The 17376-nt window shown below is 58.8% G+C and carries 15 protein-coding genes; 9 read left to right on the top strand and 6 right to left on the bottom strand.

Annotation, left to right across the window (positions count from 1 at the left end; all coding sequences use genetic code 11):
• Positions 1-65: 65 nt before the first annotated feature.
• A complete protein-coding gene (locus ABUK73_RS17790) occupies positions 66-749 on the bottom strand; it encodes a response regulator transcription factor (protein WP_353578446.1) in 684 nt (227 codons plus the stop codon).
• Between the two features lie 270 nt (positions 750-1019).
• Between ABUK73_RS17790 and ABUK73_RS17785 the strand changes: the two genes are divergently transcribed.
• Together ABUK73_RS17785 and ABUK73_RS17780 are read left to right on the top strand one after the other, a co-directional pair.
• Positions 1020-1409, top strand: coding sequence for a nuclear transport factor 2 family protein (locus ABUK73_RS17785; protein ID WP_353578445.1), 390 nt, complete (start codon positions 1020-1022; stop codon positions 1407-1409).
• 69 nt (positions 1410-1478) lie between these two features.
• A complete protein-coding gene (locus ABUK73_RS17780; RefSeq protein ID WP_353578444.1) occupies positions 1479-2306 on the top strand; it encodes an SDR family oxidoreductase in 828 nt (275 codons plus the stop codon).
• A 29-nt stretch (positions 2307-2335) separates the two neighbouring features.
• Here ABUK73_RS17780 and ABUK73_RS17775 read toward each other — a convergent pair whose 3' ends face one another.
• Positions 2336-3304, bottom strand: coding sequence for an AraC family transcriptional regulator (locus tag ABUK73_RS17775; protein WP_353578443.1), 969 nt, complete (start codon positions 3302-3304; stop codon positions 2336-2338).
• A 92-nt stretch (positions 3305-3396) separates the two neighbouring features.
• On the opposite strand from ABUK73_RS17775, the gene ABUK73_RS17770 reads away from it, so the two are divergent.
• Positions 3397-4362, top strand: coding sequence for an SDR family NAD(P)-dependent oxidoreductase (locus tag ABUK73_RS17770; RefSeq protein ID WP_353578442.1), 966 nt, complete (start codon positions 3397-3399; stop codon positions 4360-4362).
• 1110 nt (positions 4363-5472) lie between these two features.
• On the opposite strand, the gene sigJ is transcribed toward ABUK73_RS17770, so the two are convergent.
• Positions 5473-6417, bottom strand: coding sequence for an RNA polymerase sigma factor SigJ (sigJ, locus tag ABUK73_RS17765; RefSeq protein ID WP_353578441.1), 945 nt, complete (start codon positions 6415-6417; stop codon positions 5473-5475).
• Between the two features lie 158 nt (positions 6418-6575).
• Between sigJ and ABUK73_RS17760 the strand changes: the two genes are divergently transcribed.
• Entirely contained in the window at positions 6576-7031 is a 456-nt protein-coding gene (locus tag ABUK73_RS17760; RefSeq protein WP_353578440.1) for a carboxymuconolactone decarboxylase family protein, read from the top strand.
• Between the two features lie 41 nt (positions 7032-7072).
• On the opposite strand, the gene ABUK73_RS17755 is transcribed toward ABUK73_RS17760, so the two are convergent.
• Positions 7073-7963, bottom strand: a complete 891-nt coding sequence (locus ABUK73_RS17755; RefSeq protein WP_353578439.1) for a LysR family transcriptional regulator — start codon at positions 7961-7963, stop codon at positions 7073-7075.
• 95 nt (positions 7964-8058) lie between these two features.
• Between ABUK73_RS17755 and ABUK73_RS17750 the strand changes: the two genes are divergently transcribed.
• The 5 genes from ABUK73_RS17750 to ABUK73_RS17730 all read left to right on the top strand — a co-directional run bounded on the left by ABUK73_RS17750 (position 8059) and on the right by ABUK73_RS17730 (position 15454).
• Entirely contained in the window at positions 8059-8808 is a 750-nt protein-coding gene (locus ABUK73_RS17750; protein WP_353578438.1) for an SDR family NAD(P)-dependent oxidoreductase, read from the top strand.
• A 148-nt stretch (positions 8809-8956) separates the two neighbouring features.
• Positions 8957-9610, top strand: coding sequence for a response regulator (locus tag ABUK73_RS17745; RefSeq protein WP_353578437.1), 654 nt, complete (start codon positions 8957-8959; stop codon positions 9608-9610).
• A gap of 596 nt (positions 9611-10206) precedes the next feature.
• Complete coding sequence (locus ABUK73_RS17740; RefSeq protein ID WP_353578436.1) at positions 10207-11274, top strand: efflux RND transporter periplasmic adaptor subunit; 1068 nt, start codon at positions 10207-10209, stop codon at positions 11272-11274.
• 5 nt (positions 11275-11279) lie between these two features.
• Positions 11280-12356 (top strand): efflux RND transporter periplasmic adaptor subunit, encoded by a 1077-nt coding sequence (locus ABUK73_RS17735; protein WP_353578435.1) that lies wholly within the window; start codon positions 11280-11282, stop codon positions 12354-12356.
• The gene (locus ABUK73_RS17730) at positions 12353-15454 is read left to right on the top strand and encodes an efflux RND transporter permease subunit (RefSeq protein ID WP_353578434.1); all 3102 of its coding nucleotides are present in this window, start codon (positions 12353-12355) and stop codon (positions 15452-15454) included. The genes ABUK73_RS17735 and ABUK73_RS17730 overlap by 4 nt, the downstream gene beginning before the upstream one ends.
• A gap of 103 nt (positions 15455-15557) precedes the next feature.
• Here the strand turns inward: ABUK73_RS17730 and ABUK73_RS17725 are convergent, their stop codons facing one another.
• Together ABUK73_RS17725 and ABUK73_RS17720 are read right to left on the bottom strand one after the other, a co-directional pair.
• Positions 15558-16394, bottom strand: a complete 837-nt coding sequence (locus tag ABUK73_RS17725) for an NAD(P)-dependent oxidoreductase (protein ID WP_353578433.1) — start codon at positions 16392-16394, stop codon at positions 15558-15560.
• Complete coding sequence (locus ABUK73_RS17720; RefSeq protein ID WP_353578432.1) at positions 16391-17314, bottom strand: SDR family NAD(P)-dependent oxidoreductase; 924 nt, start codon at positions 17312-17314, stop codon at positions 16391-16393. Before ABUK73_RS17720 ends, ABUK73_RS17725 begins: the two co-directional genes overlap by 4 nt.
• Positions 17315-17376 lie beyond the last annotated feature (62 nt).

Below are 17376 nucleotides of genomic sequence, written 5' to 3'. Positions count from 1 at the left end.
CTGCCAAGATACGCCCATGCGCGACGTCGTGCGATGCAAACCAAAGTATGCATAGCAATACGCGTCTAGTTGAGGGCTGTAATCTTTCGCGGCTCTCTCGATTCGGCGGATGTCTGCTGAAGGATGTCGTACTTCCTGACAAGGTCCGGCAATGTGCGCGAGTTCATTTTCCGCATTACCCTCCCGCGATGTACCTTGACCATGATCTCGCTGATACCGAGCTCATAAGCGATAATCTTGTTCATCAGGCCGCTCGTGACGGCTTCGAAAACCTGGCGTTCCCTGGGGGTGAGGCTGACCGCGCAGGTCCTGATCGACTGGCGGGCAATGGAGGCGCTCCGTTCCCGCTGGTCCAGCTCGAACGCCGCAGCGACGGCCCGGAGCAAGGCGTGCTTGTCGATCGGCTTTAGCAGAAAGTCCACCGCACCGGATTTCATCGCATCGACGCTGGCGCGAACATCGTCGACCTGACTGACATAAATAACGGGGAGGGGACCACCGGGCCGGTGCTGGACCATCCCGCAATCCGTGCTGCCCTGATCCGCGCTGATCACAACGCACCCGGCGCGGGGTTCATCTGAAGCGGACGCGAATTCCTCGCGATCATCGTATTCAGCCACGTCGTAGCCGTTGTCACGAAGCAAGAGGGCCACTGTGGCGCGGCTTGCGAGGTCGCTTTCGACCAAGTGTACAGTTTGTTGCGGTTCAGGCGACTGGTTGGCCATATGGATGTCGGTGCTGAGTTGCATGTATGAATCTCCTCGCTGTTGACCGCATCACTTTCGGCGAGAGAGTTCGTGTCGGCGAGTTTAGAGACGTTGGAATGCGAAAAGGTTTGTTGTGGGTCTGAAGTTTTGTTGGGGTGAGAAAACAAAAGGTAACGGCTAGGCGCGTCGCGCGCCGAATTCTTGAAAAGATTATGCTTTATCAGACGCATAACGAAATTTAACGACCATTAACTGCGTACACTCCGCGATGATGGCGTATTCCTCAGGGCATAGAAGCCCGGAGACAGATCAATGGCCTACCGACAATCACTAAACTTACAGGTCATCCTCCCGGTGCAGGTACTGCCGGAGACGATCAACAATTTCTTTACCGCCCTGAACGACGAAGATCTCGCCGGAGTTGTCAGGGGCTTCGCCAGTGATGCCGTCATCAACGACCAAATGCAGGAGTTGTCCGGGATCGAAGAGATCATCGGCTGGGCCGAACAGGACATCATCGGCTTTCATGTTCGTGCGGCCATCCTGGATATACGACTCCGGCCCTCTGGTGCGATCGTTTCAGCGAAAATCACGGGCGATTTCGACGCCCCCGGTCTGCCCGAACCGCTGATCCTGCTCTTTTACTTCGTGCTCAGCGACAACCTCATCGATCAACTCATTATCCTGAGGAGCGGCGTGTGATCCGCCGGACCTACGGTATTTTGCGAGATGCCCAACAAAACGCAATCTTCAGTCACAGGAGTAATTAAAATGTCCGAATTTTCGAAAGTAGTCGTGCTCGGCGGAAGCGGCATGATCGGAGCAAGGGTCGTCGAAAGGCTGAAGGGTCTCGACGTCGAGGTCGTCGCCGCTTCCCGCCGAACCGGAGTCAACACGGCCACTGGGGAGGGACTCCTGGAGGCCCTCTCCGGGGCGAACGTCGTCGTCGACGCGTCAGATGTCCACTCGTTCGACGAGGAGACGCTTCGGGACTTTTTCGTCGTTTCGGGAAGGAACGTCGCAAAGGCGGAGATGGAGGCGGGCGTCAAGCACCATGTGACGTTGTCGATCGTGGGAGTAGATCATCTGCCCGGCAACCCATACTACGCCGCCAAGGCGCGACAGGAGCAGGTGGCCCGATCTTCCGGGACCCCTTTTACGATCGTCAGGTCCACCCAGTTTTTCGAGTTCCTGCCAACCATTTCCGGGGGGTTCGCAAAGCAGAACTCGGTAAATCCCCCCGACGCGCTTCTGCAGCCTATCGCCGCCGACGATGTGGGTGGTATTTTGGCCGAGATCGCATTGGAAAAGCCGAGAAATGCGGTGGTTCAGATCGCGGGCCCCGAGCGCGACGCCATCGCGCACTGGCTGCGCAGGGCGTTTTCGGTAACGAACGACACGAGGGTAGTCACCGCCGACAGGACGGCGACCTGGTTCGGGGCACCTTTGGAACAGGAATCCCTGGTTCCGACCCATCCGGATCGCATGGGTACCATGTTTTTCGACCGGTGGTCCACGACCCCGTCGGCTCGCCTGGCGCTTGGTGGCAATCGCTATGCCACCGCCTCGGCGGAGCTGGAGCGGCAGATCAAGGTCTGACGCCACCGCGCATCACACTCAGGTCTCAATCAACTCCGCCTAGCAGTCCCGCCGCTTTCGAGCGCAGCGGCATCGTGTTGCCGCTTAACTACACGATCGCCTTCAACAGATCGTCTCGGCGAGGTTCCGTAAACGCGCTTGAAGGCGGCTCCGAAAGCCGCCTCCGAGCCGTAACCCACGTCGTTGGCGATCTGCGCGACTGTTGCGGTCCGATCTCTGAGCGCTTCGCGGGCTAGCGTCATGCGCCACCGCGTAAGGTACTCCAGCGGAGGTTCTCCGACGACCCGCGCGAAGCGTTCGGCGAACTGCGATCTCGAGAGACCGCTTGTCGAGGCCAAGTCACCGACACGCCAATGTCTTCCGGGTGCGGCATGCATGGCCGAAAGCGCCTTGAAGATTTGAGGGTTGGAAAGGGCGGCAATCCAACCGACTGCCTGCCCGTTGTTGGAATGGCTCCGGATCATCTCCACGAAGATCATATGCATGATCTCTTCACATATGATCTCGGCCCCGGGGCGTCCCTCGGTCATTTCGGCTTCCAGCCGCAGCAGCAGCCCCCTTATCCATTCCGCGGTCGCAGTTCCGGCCCTCAACAGGAGAACCGCTGGAAGGGACGAGGTGAGGAACTCCAGGTTCCTGTCCGATGTCATCCTGCCGCCGACGAATGTCACCGTCGGCCCGTCGCCATTGTCGAGTTGCGCGAATCCGGCAGTCGCATTGGCAAATACCTGGTCAGCGGATAGCACCCTGCTTGAACGGTGGTTGCCGACGGTGAAGGGCGTGGACCTTGTCAGCAGGAAGCAGTCCCCGGTTTGAAGATTGTAGCTTTCATGCCCATCCACATCAAGGAAGCATGCGCCTTCCGTGACCGCGTTGAATTTCATGCCGTCGTGCATTTCGACGCGGACAGCAAAGTGCCCTTTCGCGCGGAGACCTGTCGACAAAACTCCACGGGCTCGGGTCAGCCGCAAGATGTTTGAAAAGGGATCGGACGACATTTCGGACGTTCGCTACAGATTACAGGAGCATTAAACATAGTTTGTCTTGTCTCGATTTGCCATATCAGGTGCCAGACGAAAGTGAGGCACTCATGAAAAACAACGCTCAAACACCACTCGGAACCAAATGGGGTCCGGCTGCTACCGCTCAGTTGGTGGCCGACGGCATCGACTTGCAAGGCAAGGTCTTCCTCGTCACGGGCGGCGCGTCAGGGCTCGGTCTCGAGACGACGCGGGTTCTCGCGTCCAAGGGGGCCGAAGTGGTCGTACCCGCGAGGCGCGTGGTGGATGCCGAAAGCGCTCTCAAAGATATTCCGGGAACGGAAGTCCATGAGATGGAACTCACGGATAGAATGTCCGTGGAGCGCTTCGCGACGCGATTTCTGGAAACGGCCCGCCCCATCCATCGACTGATACTGAACGCGGGCGTAATGGCGACGCCGCTCTTTCGCGACGAGGACGGCAACGAAGGCCAGTTCGCCACCAACCATCTCGGCCATTTTAGGCTCGCCACACTGTTATGGCCAGCGCTCAAGGCCGCGAGGGGTGCGCGGATCGTTGTACTGTCGTCCCGTGGACACCTGATCGACGGTGTCCATTTCGACGACTTGCGGTTCGAAAAGCGGCTATACGACAAGTGGCAAGCCTACGGACAGTCGAAAACCGCGAACGCGCTATTCACCGTCGCTGCCGACGTTCGAGGGAGAACTCACGGAATCAGGGCGTTTTCAGTGCATCCCGGCTCGATCGTCGGGCCGCTGGCCCGCCATCTGTCGCCTCAAGAGATCGACGGGTTCGGCGCGCTTGACCAGAATGCGCAGCCCATCATCGACCCCGAGGCGGATATGAAGAACTTTGCCCAAGGCGCTGCGACGACCGTCTGGTGTGCGACCTCGCCGCTACTCGATGGCTTGGGAGGCCTCTATTGCGAGAACAGCGACGTCGCGGCGATCGAAGAAACCGAGCGCAAAGGCGTGCGTCCATATGCCATCGACCCGGAAGCTGCCGATCGGCTATGGCGGGTGAGTGTGGCCCTAACGGGAAGCGACATCGGATAGAGCTGCGGCTGACGAACCGTCCAAGACAGCTTTTTCGATCTTTCGGCTCGCTGCTGGTGACACCAACAGCGAGCCGGATGCGACCTTGCGACGAGATCCCTTTGTCTGCCGGTCTGTGGAGTTCTCCGCCACATATACACGCGTCCGTTGCGGCTCAGCCGTAGCCGCGATGTAAACCGCCGCCGACGCGAGACCCGCCATCATCAGGATGATGGTAAAGTAGAAGGAAGCCGGAATAAGTGGGACAGAAGGACTCTGCTCCGAATAGCTCGAGCGCATGTCTTAACACTCTCTGAGACGTTGATGTTGCTGGCGGAAAATGAATTTCGATTGGGGGTGTCCGGGCTTGGAGACAAGTCGCTCCGGAGCCGTTGGCGGCTCAATATTTGGCCGTGCTGCTGTCATGTAGGTTTTGCAGGATCGAGGATCGCATTGCGCAAGCAATACCAGACGATCTCACCTGCGTGCTGTACTCACCGCGACCATCAGATGTGCGATATTTGGCATGAAGAAATCCCGGATCGCGTCATAAGCCTGGTCCGAAATGCCTTCGGCGGTCCGCATCAGAGTTTCCGCGAGCTCCAGATCGGCACCGCTCTAAGCGATTGTAGATCGACGCCGCTCTCCTCTGTGGGGTCATCGAAGTCCAAGGTTCGGCTTTGCCGAGCATTCGGGCCTTCTGGCTGTGAAACCTGATGGAGCTTCCACAGCCGCCTGTGCGTGCACCCGGATGCGGATAAGCGCGATGCGAAATTGATCTACGCCAAATTCGATCTCAAGTTCGTTCAGTAGACGCAGTTTGAGAGGGCTGTCTCGGCAGTCAACAATGTCAAAACGTGGCCGTATCCTGATATCTCCGTTCAAGGCTTGATCAGCGCCTTAGCGTCGTGATCGTTGGTCGATAGGCCAGATATGAAACAAACGCGTTCCGCGCGTAATTATACGCTGGTATGCGGCCAGTCTCGTATAGCCGCCGGGTGATGGAATCATTCAAAGAAGAGATACGGTCAGTCCGGTATCACTGCGCCAACGTGGGCGTGCCAGTGCGCGCGTACGTTCCCATCGAAAAGAGGCAAATGCGACGTCCGAGGCGAAAGGCCTGCTCAGACCCTAAATTTTAACACGCGTCAGCTTGTCGGGGTTTTTCACGATAAAGATCGCCGAGATCCTGCCATCGCGGATGTCCAAAGCCGTAGTTTGAAGCACGCCATTTGAGTCCAGGCCCACAAATCCCTTTAGGCCATCAATGGTGACGGTTCGAAGGAAAGTCGGTAGAAGCACCGCCTTCTTTCGAGCGGAAACGAAGAGGCGCAGTGCACGCTCCAAGCCGTAGATAACAGCCCGCAATGCGCGAACCTTTCCGCCGCCGTCTGTGTGTATTTCAACGTCGCGTGTCAGCAACTCCGAAAGCGCCGCGACATCACCGTCGCGCGACGCGGCAAAGAAAGCGCGCACAATCTCATCGGCCTCCGCTTTTCCGATATTGTAACGTGGACGTGCATTTCGAACATTCCTACGCGCTCGGGAAGCAAGTTGTCGAACAGCGGTCGGCTCACGTTCAAGCACAACCGCCACCTCGGTCAGCGCCATGTCGAATACGTCATGGAGCAGGAAAGCCGCCCTTTCGAGCGGTGAAAGTCGCTCCAACGCCAACATCAGCGTAACAGTAACATCGTCGGAAACGATGTCGTACGTGTCGGCGCATTCAATTAGCGGCTCTGGCAACCATGGACCGACATAGAGCTCGCGACGCGCTCGCGCCGACTTCATTCGATCGAGGCATAACCGCGTGACAATACGGGTGAGGTAGGCCGTCGGAGTTTGAATGTCCTCGTTAGCGTGTGACCAACGCAGCCATGCATCCTGCAGGACATCCTCCGCTTCGGTGATGGAGCCCAGCATCCGGTATCCGAGGCGCAGCAGGCGCTTTCGCTGCAGCGTAAATTCCCTCAGTTTCCGATCTTCAGGCGATACCGAGGAGCTCTCTTCAAACGCTGTCGTCCCCGTAGGACTGCTTCGAATCTGGTCCGGCTCGCTATCGCCGTAGTGCCACATATCGCTCTCCTTGGACTCAAATTTCCTCATGATGAACCGGCTAATCTGCGCTTGCTGCATCAAAATCGGAAAATAAATAACGTCGTCATGTCACGCCTTCAATCTCCATCTCGTCATTGGATCAGTGCCGACCACCGGCGCAGTCAAAGGAGATCATCATGAAACAAACCACCCGCCTTAACTGGCACGAAATAGCTCCAGCTGGAGCCAAAGCGCTTTTCGGGGTCCATCATTACGTGTCGCACAACACGAATCTTCCCGAGGAACTTATCCACCTCGTGTTCCTGCGTGTCTCCCAGATAAACGGCTGCGCGCATTGCATCGACCTGCATACCCGCGACCTTCTCAAGACTATGGCCGCTGACAAGGTCGCTCTGGTCCCAGTGTGGGAAGAGGTGCCATACCTTTTTCCCGACAATTATCGCGCGGCGCTGGCTTGGGCCGAAGAGGTCACACTTGTCAGCGAGACCCATGCTTCCGATGACGCCTACGCTGCCGTATCGGCGGTTTTCGAGCCGAAAGATCTGGTCGACCTCACGATCGCAATCGCAGCTATGAATGCTTTTAATCGGCTTGGCGCTCCGTTCCGGCTGCCGGTGAAGGCGCAGCCCTGAACAGGCACGCGCGCGCCGTCGCCTAACCGCGGCGGCGCTTTTCAGGGGCTTGTCCCCCGCTCTGCACTTCGAAGCATAGCCTCGATCAGATCGCACAACGACACCACTTTATGGGGCGGGTGTAGCCCGAAGGCGTGGACTGCGCTCAGTGGGAGGATCGGGAGATCGGCTCCGACATTTAAGGCGACCAATCGACCCCGCTCTATGTCGTCCGACACGATACACCGCATGAGATACGCCGCTCCAATACCATGTAGCGCCGCGCGATGAAGGCCAAAGCCCGAGTCGCAGTCGATCACACTGGGCGGCGCAGCTATCGATCCGTCCTCGAACGTAATCTGGAAACCTTTTCCTCCCTGTGCGTAACGTGCGAACGGGAAAGAAGACAGGTCGTCCACGGTACGCGGATTGCCGAGTGACGCGAGAAGTTCGGAAGACGCGACGATAACCATCTCCATGTCGGCGATTTTCCTGGCAGACAGTTCGCTCGACGGCAGACGTCCGACACGGAACACGACGTCGTAGTCCTCACGAATTACGTCGACGAACCGATCGGAAATGCCAATCTCTAGACGAAGCGCGGGATTGGGCTTTGCGATTTTCTCCATGATCGCGTCGATCAGCATCGCGGCAAGCTCATTCGGGATACTGATCTTGAGCCGTCCCGAGAGGCCTCTCGAGAGAACGTCGCCCGCGTTCGACAGTTCTTTTAGGAGAGGGGCGACGCGTTCGAGAAACAAATGGCCATTGGGTGTGAGGGTAAGAGCCCGCGTGGATCGCAGAAAGAGCCGGGCCCCGATTTGCTTCTCAAGTCTGGAAATGCTTCGCGATGCCGCCGTCCCGAGCAATTTGGCAGCTGAGGTAAAGGAGCCACTTTCCGCGGCCCTCACGAATGCAAGCAGCCCAGGTGTCTCTTCGAGTAGATTCCGCATTGCGAACTCCAACGCAAAATTGATGTGCCTGACATATACCTACTGGACGTCACGCCGAGTTGCTACTTCGAGCTCCAACAAAGGAGCGTCAAACCATGAAAAAGCTTGAAGGCAAAATCGCCATCATCACCGGCGGCAACAGCGGTATAGGCAAGGAAACGGCAAAACTCTTTGCCGCAAACGGAGCGCAGGTCATCGTCACGGCGCGTCGGCAAGACGCTCTCGACGCCGCGGTACTCGAAATCGGCCACGGCGCGATAGGTATACAAGGGGATGTAGCCGATCTTGAACATCACAAATCGATAGTCTCGGAAGCCAAGCGTCGCTTTGGCGGGGTGGACATTTACGTCGCGAATGCCGCGGTGATCGATCTCAAACCCTCCAGTGAAGTTACTCCTGAGGAGTTCGACCGTCATTTCGCGATTAACACACGTGGTGTCTTTTTCGGCGTCCAGACGATCGTTCCATTTATGCACGACGGTGGCATTATTCTTCTGACGAGTTCGTTGGCCGCCACCAAGGTTCTGGACAACCATGGTGTCTATGCCGGTACAAAAGCTGCTGTGAGCGCCTTCGCAAGAAACTGGATGAAGGAATTCAAATCGAGGAACATCCGGGTGAACGTTATCAGCCCAGGACCCGTCGACACCGAAATTTTGGCGAAGCTCGGGATAAGCGAACGAGAACGGCCCAATTTTTTGGAGGCAATGTCTAACATGATCCCCGTCGGACGGCTTGGGCAGACGAGGGAAATTGCCAATGCGGCGCTCTTCCTAGTCTCGCCGGAAGCGAGTTTCGTAAACGGCGTCGAGTTCCATGTCGACGGCGGGATGAGCATCACCTGATGGCTATCGCCAAGGGCGATCCTAAACGATCGTATATATCGACTGGCTGCCGGGTGACCTTATGGTTTTGACATAAAAGACGGCAGCCCCGGGACACGGCATACCGGCTATTGGCCCGCCCACCAATGAAAAACAATGAGGCAGCTCCATGACGGCCATATCTTACCGGGACTACGCTTTTGAGCTTTATAGCAGAATTCAGAACCTGCGTCGCTCGACAGACACAGTGGGCTCGATCGAGATTGCGGTCTGCCGTAATTCGTTCTGTTACAGGAGCGCCGAAACGGTCGGGACATCATGGAGCCGTCAGACCTCGTACGGTCCGCTGAATTCGAAGAGCGATCTCAAGCCTGATCTAGGTGGCGAAACAGCCCGCGAAATCGAAGCATTCTTCGCTCTGCCGGTGATTTATGCCTATTCGGACGCGGCGCTGAGTGTGGAGCGTTCGCCTCTGATAAGAGGACATTGGGATGGCACCGTGGCCCTTGTAGAAGTCAAATACCAAACATCGTTGACAACATGGCACCAGAGGATGCTTTTCATCGGCTTTTCCGATCCGATCCACGCGGACTTCACGGTCGGGATCGACCACGACTTGTTCGTAACCGGCCAAAACAAGGGCACGCAGCTCTTCGAGTGGACAACGGAGAGGACTTCCCGCGAAAGGGTGGCGGATTCAGAGGTAGCCCTTTCTACTGCGTCGCAGGACGCGATATCCCCATCATTCCGTCAACGCCTCTCCGGCCTAATTCAAGGGCGATGGCTGGCCCAGCTGCGCCATCGAGGGCGCGTTGCGGGGTAGACCAACCTGCCCAAGTCCACGACACTTACAACGCTGGTCCAGCTCGCTGAGCTACCCGTCCAGTCGCCAGATCAGGCGCTAAAACCGCACTGCCATCGGGTTTCGATAGAGGCGGCTGATCTTTATCCGTTTTCACCTTGATGCGCTTCCCAATGGGCGTCCAGCCGACCTCATCGAGCGCGGAGCCCAAGGATTTTTTCCGGGTCGTAGCCTCTCCGGCGGTACTTGCCTAGGGTGGTTCTCTCGTCATGCCTTGCTGACCTCACTAGACGTTGATCGCAATGGATATCGTCACACGACTGCGCCTCATCTAAGCCTTTGGCGCATATCCGTGCCACGCTCCGGCGTGATCGAAACAACCCCAACCGATGTATATCTTCATGTCGGGGCAGGGGACGCTAAAATCCATTCACAGTAGAGACAGCAGTGAGCCTCGACCGCGATCCGATGACTGGTGACGGCGGAACCAGGTAAGTTGCGAACTCAGCCTCTATCGGATGGACAGGGGGGTACACGCCCCGGAACGCCCGAAATTACCACCGCGATCCCGCGGCCACTCAAACGACGTTCGAATTTACTTCGCGCGAGGTTCGACCATGTTCAAAAAAGTCGGGTTCATCCTGATCGCAGCCACCTTCACGGCGCTCTCCGTGGTCGGAGGCAAAGCGCAGCCCGAGCCGGCTCCTATCGTGGTCAGGGCCGTTACGGTCCGGCCGACCTCGACAGTCGAGGCCACCTACCTTACAGGCGAGGTCCGGGCCCGCGTGCAGAGCGATCTTTCTTTTCGCGTGAACGGGAGGATTGTCGAACGATACGTTGACGTCGGAGACCGGGTGAGGGCGGGCGATCTCCTCGCTCGGTTGGATGCCGAAGAGCAGAAAGCGGACATCAACGTCGCCCGCGCCAATCTCGAGTCAGCAGAGGCGCAACTCAACTTGTCCGACCTCGCTTTCGAAAGGCAGCGTAACCTCAGCAAGACGAGCGTGACGACCCAAGCGGCGATTGATCAGGCGCAAGAGGACCTCGCGACATCCAGGGAGAATGTCGCCGCCGCCAAGGCGCAGCTGGATAATGCCCGTCAGCTATACGGGTACACTGAGCTGACAGCCGATGCCGATGGAATCATCACGGCCAGGAACGCGGAGGTCGGACGAATCGCGAAAGCGGCCCAACCCATTTTTACGCTGGCGCGAAACGGCCAGCGTGACGGCGTCTTCGATGTCCAGGAGGCATTGTACCTCCGCTATCCCCCGGCAGATAGGCTTGCCCTCAGTCTGATATCCGACCCGACACGCGAGATCACGGGAACGGTCCGCGAGATTTCGCCGACCATCGACGGCTTGACCGGAACTATCAAGGTCAAGGTCAACATGGGCGAGGAGCAGAACTGGCCGCTCGGAGCGCCGATCGTCGGCGCGTTCGAATCTCCGCAAAGGTCGACGATCGAGGTCCCGTGGTCGGCCCTAACGGTTGTCGGCAACGCTCCGGCGGTTTGGACCGTGGACCCGGCCACGCAAACTGTTTCACTCCGGAAGATCACGATCGGCAAACACAGGACGTCCTCTGTCGAAGTCGCCGACGGCATCTCCGTCGGCGACGCAGTCATCGTCGAAGGCGGGAAATTTCTTTCACCTGGCCGGGCGGTCCTGGTCAAACCCGAGTAAGAGAGATGAGAGTCAAGAAAACCATCATCCTACTGGCGGCCCTCACCCTTGTCGGGTGTTCAGATCAAGGCCAGCAGCAGAAAACAATCAGTCCCAGACCCATCATTTCGGCAGTCGTCGGTATCAGCCGAAGCACCGGGGGATATCCGGGAGTGGTAGAGGCCCGCGTCTCTTCCGATCTAGGGTTCAGGGTACTCGGCAACGTCAATTCCCGGCCAGTCGAAGTTGGTGATTTCGTGACTCGCGGTCAGGTCCTGGCCACCCTTGAATCGTCCTCGCAATCGCTCAAGGTGAGCGCCGCTGAGGCCGATCTTCGAAACGCGGAGGCCAGAATGGCCAACGCTCAGGTTACGAGGGACAGGCAGCGGACACTTGCGGACGGCGGGCTCGGGATCACCGCCATATTCGAGCAGGCCGAGCAGGCATTGAAGTCTGCGCAAGCTAATGTCGGCAAAGCGGAAGCCATCCTTGCAAAAGCGCGGGAACAACTCCTCTATACGACATTGCGGGCGCAATTTGACGGTATCGTGACGAGGACGTCCACCGAGGTGGGGCAGACCGCAGACGCTGGAGAACCCGTCGTCACGGTCGCCCAACCGGACGAGCGCGAGGTCGTGATCGACGTTCCCGACGAGGTGTACCGCGGGCTGAGAATCGGGACCCCTTTTGTCCTGAGGCTGCAGCTTGACAATCAGCAGGCGGTGCGCGGTGTAGTCCGGGAACTTGCGCCGTCGGCCGACCCGCTCACCAGAACCCGCCGCGTGCGCATTACCCTTTTGTCGCCGGGCAAAGGCTTCCGCATCGGTGCGGTTGCGACGGCCTATCTGGCACCTTCAGATACTACCCCGGTCACGGTGCCTCGACGGGCCGTTGGGACCGGCGACGGCGTCTTCGTGTGGATCGTGGACGAGGACAGGAGAACCGTCACGAAACGAGTGATCGAGGTAGACGAAGACAGTCTCTCCACAGACGAGGTGACGGTGCTGAAGGGTCTTGACGACGGAGAGCGTGTCGTCTTGGCCGGAGTAAACAGTCTGGCGGAAGGCCAGGCCATCCGATTTTCCAAGAGGAGCGAGCCATGAAGTTGTTCAACCTATCCGACTGGGCGTTGGAGCACAGATCGCTCGTCTGGTATTTCATGATCGTCTTCGTGATCGCAGGCGCGTTCTCGTACGTCAAGCTCGGGAGAGAAGAGGATCCCTCCTTCACGATCAAGACCATGATCATACAAGCAGAATGGCCGGGCGCATCCGCCGGCGAAATGGCCAGGCAAGTCACCGACAGAATCGAGAAGAAGCTCGAGGAACTCCCGGCACTCGACTTCACGCGTAGCATGACGGTATCCGGCAGGACCACCATTTTTCTGGATATTCTCCCGTCGACAAAAGCGAGCGAGGTCGAGAAAAACTGGATCCTCGTCAGGAACATGATCAACGACATCCAGGCGACCCTTCCCGCCGGAGTGCGGGGTCCGTTCTTCAATGACAGGTTCGGCGATGTTTTCGGCAACATCTACGCTTTCACATCAGACGGCGTGACACAGCGCGAGATGCGTGACCTCGTCGAGAACGCCCGAGCCCAAGTTTTAACGGTGTCGAACGTCGGCAAGGTGGAAATACTCGGAGCACAGGACGAAGTGGTGTACCTCGAGTTCTCCACTCGTAAGCTTTCGGCGCTGGGCGTAGATCGTCAGACCGTGATCGAGACGCTTCAGGCTCAGAACGCGCTGACGCACTCGGGCGTCATCGAGTCCGGGGCCGAAAGGATCGCCCTTAGGGTCAGCGGATCATTTGAATCCGAGAAGAGCCTCGGTGCAATCAACCTCCGGATCGGGGACCGATTTTTTCCACTGAGCGAGATCGCCACGATCCGACGAGCCTACGCCGACCCTCCCGCCACGCTGTTCCGTTACAACGGGGAGCCCGCACTCGGATTGGCAATCGGCATGCGTACGGGAGCCAACCTGCTGGAGTTTGGCGAGGCGCTCAAGCACAAGGTTTCGGAGATAGAAGCGAACATGCCCGTGGGCGCGGACGTCCATCTGGTTTCCGACCAGCCCGCCGTCGTCGAAGAAGCGGTGTTTGGTTTCACCAGGGCCCTGTTCGGGGCGGTGGTGATCGTTCTTTTTATCAGCTTCATAAGCCTCGGCGTGCGCGCAGGCCTCGTGGTGGCCGTGTCTATCCCGCTCGTGTTGGCCATAACGTTCGTTTTCATGGAATACACGGGCATCTCGATGCAGCGTATTTCACTCGGCGCGCTCATCATCGCCCTCGGACTTCTTGTTGACGACGCCATGATCGCCGTCGAAATGATGGTCGCCAGGCTGGAGGCGGGCGACAACATCAGGAAGGCTGCGACCCACGTCTACACGACAACGGCGTTTCCGATGCTGACCGGGACGCTGGTGACGGTGGCGGGCTTCATCCCCATCGGCCTCAACAGCAGCGCGGCCGGGGAGTTCACGTTCACGCTATTCGTCGTGATCGCGGTATCGCTCGTCGTGTCGTGGATCGTCGCTGTCCTTTTCACTCCACTTCTCGGGGTAACCCTGCTTCCCAAGACGATGGCAAGCCACAAGGCGCGAAAGGGAATTGCCGCCAGAGTTTTCTCGCGGGTACTTTCCGCAGCCGTTCGGTGGAGATGGGTGACGATCGCCCTTACCGTCGGTGTTTTCGGACTGTCCGTTGCCGGGATGAGCCTCGTCCAGCAGCAGTTCTTTCCGAACTCAGATCGCCATGAACTGATCGTGGACTGGAATCTGCCGCACAACACCTCGTTCGCGGAGATCAATCGTCAGATGCAGAAGTTCGAGAAGGACACCCTCTCGGGCAACGAAGACGTCGCTCACTGGTCGACCTACGTCGGCACGGGAGCTCCCCGCTTCATCCTAGCATTCGACGTCCAGACGCCGGACACCTCGTTCGGCCAGACGGTCATCGTCTCCAAGTCCCTCGAGGCGCGCGACAGGTTGCGCCCCAAGTTGCAGCAGTATCTCAAGGACATGTTTCCCGGCACCGATGCCTACGTAAAACTCCTCGATATCGGGCCGCCAATCGGGAAACCGATCCACTACCGGGTCAGCGGGCCCGATATCGACGAGTTGAGATCGCTTGGTCAGGAGTTGCTCGGCCTGGTCAGCAGGCATCCGCTGCTCCACAACACGATCCTCGACTGGAACGAGCCCGAGCGCGTCGTCAAGATCGACGTGCTCCAGGACAAGGCCCGCCAGCTCGGCGTCACGTCCCAGGAAATCGCGACTACCCTCGATTCGGTTGTCGAAGGCGCGCCTGTCACGCAGATCAGGGACGACATCTACCTGATCAATGTTGTGGGCCGGGCAAACGCCGCGGAACGGGGTTCGCTCGAGACGCTAAGCAGCGTGCTCGTCCCTGCGTCCAACGGCAAAGCGGTTCCCCTTTCGGCAGTGGCCACGCTGCGGTATGAACTCGAGCCGCCGAAAATATGGCGGCGGGACCGTACTCCGACCATCACGGTCAAGGCCGCGGTTTCCGGGCCGACCCAGCCGGACACCATCGTCAAACAGCTTGGACCCGAGATCCAGAAATTTTCGGAGAGCCTGCCACCCGGGTATTCCCTCGCTGTCGGCGGGACGGTCGAAGAAAGCGCGAAGTCGCAGGGTCCGATCGCGGCAGTCGTGCCGCTCATGCTCTTCATCATGGCGACGGTTCTTATGATCCAGCTCCAAAGCTTCAATCGGCTCTTTCTGGTCTTTGCCGTCGCGCCACTCGCCCTCATTGGAGTTGTGGCCGCGCTGATTCTCAGTCATGCCCCGTTGGGGTTCGTGGCCATCCTCGGAATCCTCGCCCTGGCGGGTATTCTGATCCGAAATTCGGTGATCCTTGTCGTTCAGATCGAAGAGCTGAAAGCTGAAGGCACACCAGCTTGGCAAGCGGTGATCGAAGCGACCGAACATCGCATGCGGCCGATCATGTTGACGGCCGCGGCCGCGACGCTGGCGCTCATACCGATCTCGCGTGAAGTCTTCTGGGGACCCATGGCCTACGCGATGATGGGCGGCATTGTCGTCGGGACGGTCCTGACGCTGATTTTCCTGCCGGCGCTGTATGTTGCCTGGTTCCGGATCAAGCCGGAGGCGGTCGAGACAGGCGGACCCGAGCAGATCATCGACCAGGGAAACCCGGTGGACGAGGCGGCGTGATCGCGCCGGCGCGTCGGCGGAAGAACGCATCCGGATGGAAAAGACACCCCGCTAGCAGCTTTCGCCGTCGGGGTGTTTTGCTTTAGATAAATGTAGTCGGTCTTCAGCTTTGTGCGGAAAGTCTAGCGACCACACGTTCTAGGCCAGCAGCGCCTCCGAGAGCCCAAGCCTCGATGGCGGAGACATCCAGCCCTAGCTTTTTCGCCGCCGCTGCAAACTCTTCGACGTCGGTGCGGTTGAGCTTCGCGATGTGGGCCGCGATCTGCGGTGTCACCTTTGTGCCGAGAGCGTCAAGGATGAAGCTTCCGCCGCTGCTGTGGGAGAAAGCCTTCTGCAGGCTTGCTGGGGACACGCCAAACGCGTCGGCGATCGAAAAAACCTCAACGACGTTGCGCAGGTTCGAGACGGTGAGAGCGTTGTTGCAGAGCTTGCTGGCCTGCCCGGTTCCCGGTCCACCCATGTGAACGACGTGCGTGCTGTGGGTGGAAAGGATTTCGCCGCACTTTTCGAGAGTGGCGGCATCCGCTCCCACGAAGCAGGTGAGCGTCCTGGCGACTGCTCCGGGCCGTCCTCCGCTGACCGGAGCATCAACGAAGCGGATATCCTTTGCTTTGCAGGTTTCCTCGAAGGCCCTCGCTTCACTTGGGTCCCCGGTGGCATGGTTTATAAGGATCGCGCCGGAGGACAGGGCGTCAAGCACTCCCCCTTGCAGCAATCCACGCAGGTCGTGGTCGGACCGTATGCAGACGCAGAGCACGTCCACCGCCTTCGCCAGTTCGACCGCCGATCCATGCCGAGTGAAGGAACTGCCCTCCAGACTCTCGTAGGAGGAAGCTCGTCTCGCCCAGACGTGCAGGTTGAATTTTTCGGAGATGGCGACCGCCATCGGCGCGCCCTGGTCGCCGATGCCGATGAAGCCCACGTTCAGCTTGCCGCTCATTTCTTCACGCCCAGCATGGTTTCTGCCATGCCCCAAAGTCGTTCGGCGTTGTCCTCGTCGATCGCGTAGTGCGCGACCCCCTTGAACGGACCGTTGCCGCGCTCTCGGACGACCGGAGCTTTCTGGCAGTCGTCATAGTATTCGCCGGATCGGCCTTCGACGAGAGGCGAGGCGGCCAGAAGCACCGTGGTCGACGCTCCCTGTTCCGAAGTCTTGCGCAGGTGTTCCGGAGTGCGGAGACCGCCCGTATGTTTTTGCAGATTGGTCGCGATCGCTCCCGGATTTAGGGCGTTCGAAGTAATGCCATCGCTTGCCCATTTCCGTGTGATCCCCACGGACATTAGTATGCAAGCTGTCTTCGACTGGCCATAGCCGAGCAGGGGATCGTACGGAATGAAGCGGAAGTCCGGATCGTCCCAGAAAACGGGTGCGAACAGGCTACCAACAGATGCGACCGAGATCACGCGCGCTCCGTTCGCTTTCGCCAGATAAGGGCGCAGGCCGAGGGCGAGAGCGAAGTGTCCCAAGTAGTTGGTCGCGAACTGCATCTCGCGCCCTTCGGGCGTGCGCTGCAGCTCGGGGATGGCCATGACGCCAGCGTTGTTCACCAGGACGTCGAGCTTGCTATCCCAACCGTCTACGAACGCGCGCACGGACGACAAGTCCGCGACATCGAGCTGACGAACGCTCACACTCCCCTTTGTGATCTCCGACGCGATCCTGTCGGCAACGGCGCGGGCATCGTCCGGACGACGGGCGGCGATCGTCACGGAAGCGCCGGCGGCCGCAAGGGCCCTTGTGGTTTCGAGACCGATGCCGCCCGCACCTCCGGTGACAATGATGTTTTGCTCGGAAAGGTCTACACCCTCCAGCACTTCGCTTGCGGTCGAAGCGAACCCGAACGGGATATATGCGCTCATAGTCATTCTCCTTTGAATTGATGGCTTGTCGTAGAGATACACCCGTGGCATTCGTGAACTAG

This window comes from Agrobacterium vacciniicorymbosi (assembly GCF_040427045.1).
Taxonomy (GTDB): Bacteria; Pseudomonadota; Alphaproteobacteria; order Rhizobiales; family Rhizobiaceae; genus Agrobacterium.
The sequence above is the reverse complement of the archived record's forward strand: the minus strand, read 5'-3'. Positions and strand labels throughout refer to the sequence as shown.

What these genes read in the sequence shown, in the direction of transcription:
- sigJ (WP_353578441.1), bottom strand. Translation starts at nt 6,417, where the DNA reads ATGTGGCACTACGGCGATAGCGAGCCGGACCAGATTCGAAGCAGTCCT.
- ABUK73_RS17735 (WP_353578435.1), top strand. Translation starts at nt 11,280, where the DNA reads ATGAGAGTCAAGAAAACCATCATCCTACTGGCGGCCCTCACCCTTGTC.
- ABUK73_RS17720 (WP_353578432.1), bottom strand. Translation starts at nt 17,314, where the DNA reads ATGAGCGCATATATCCCGTTCGGGTTCGCTTCGACCGCAAGCGAAGTG.
- ABUK73_RS17775 (WP_353578443.1), bottom strand. Translation starts at nt 3,304, where the DNA reads ATGTCGTCCGATCCCTTTTCAAACATCTTGCGGCTGACCCGAGCCCGT.
- ABUK73_RS17760 (WP_353578440.1), top strand. Translation starts at nt 6,576, where the DNA reads ATGAAACAAACCACCCGCCTTAACTGGCACGAAATAGCTCCAGCTGGA.
- ABUK73_RS17730 (WP_353578434.1), top strand. Translation starts at nt 12,353, where the DNA reads ATGAAGTTGTTCAACCTATCCGACTGGGCGTTGGAGCACAGATCGCTC.
- ABUK73_RS17745 (WP_353578437.1), top strand. Translation starts at nt 8,957, where the DNA reads ATGACGGCCATATCTTACCGGGACTACGCTTTTGAGCTTTATAGCAGA.
- ABUK73_RS17755 (WP_353578439.1), bottom strand. Translation starts at nt 7,963, where the DNA reads ATGCGGAATCTACTCGAAGAGACACCTGGGCTGCTTGCATTCGTGAGG.
- ABUK73_RS17725 (WP_353578433.1), bottom strand. Translation starts at nt 16,394, where the DNA reads ATGAGCGGCAAGCTGAACGTGGGCTTCATCGGCATCGGCGACCAGGGC.
- ABUK73_RS17780 (WP_353578444.1), top strand. Translation starts at nt 1,479, where the DNA reads ATGTCCGAATTTTCGAAAGTAGTCGTGCTCGGCGGAAGCGGCATGATC.
- ABUK73_RS17785 (WP_353578445.1), top strand. Translation starts at nt 1,020, where the DNA reads ATGGCCTACCGACAATCACTAAACTTACAGGTCATCCTCCCGGTGCAG.
- ABUK73_RS17770 (WP_353578442.1), top strand. Translation starts at nt 3,397, where the DNA reads ATGAAAAACAACGCTCAAACACCACTCGGAACCAAATGGGGTCCGGCT.
- ABUK73_RS17740 (WP_353578436.1), top strand. Translation starts at nt 10,207, where the DNA reads ATGTTCAAAAAAGTCGGGTTCATCCTGATCGCAGCCACCTTCACGGCG.
- ABUK73_RS17750 (WP_353578438.1), top strand. Translation starts at nt 8,059, where the DNA reads ATGAAAAAGCTTGAAGGCAAAATCGCCATCATCACCGGCGGCAACAGC.
- ABUK73_RS17790 (WP_353578446.1), bottom strand. Translation starts at nt 749, where the DNA reads ATGCAACTCAGCACCGACATCCATATGGCCAACCAGTCGCCTGAACCG.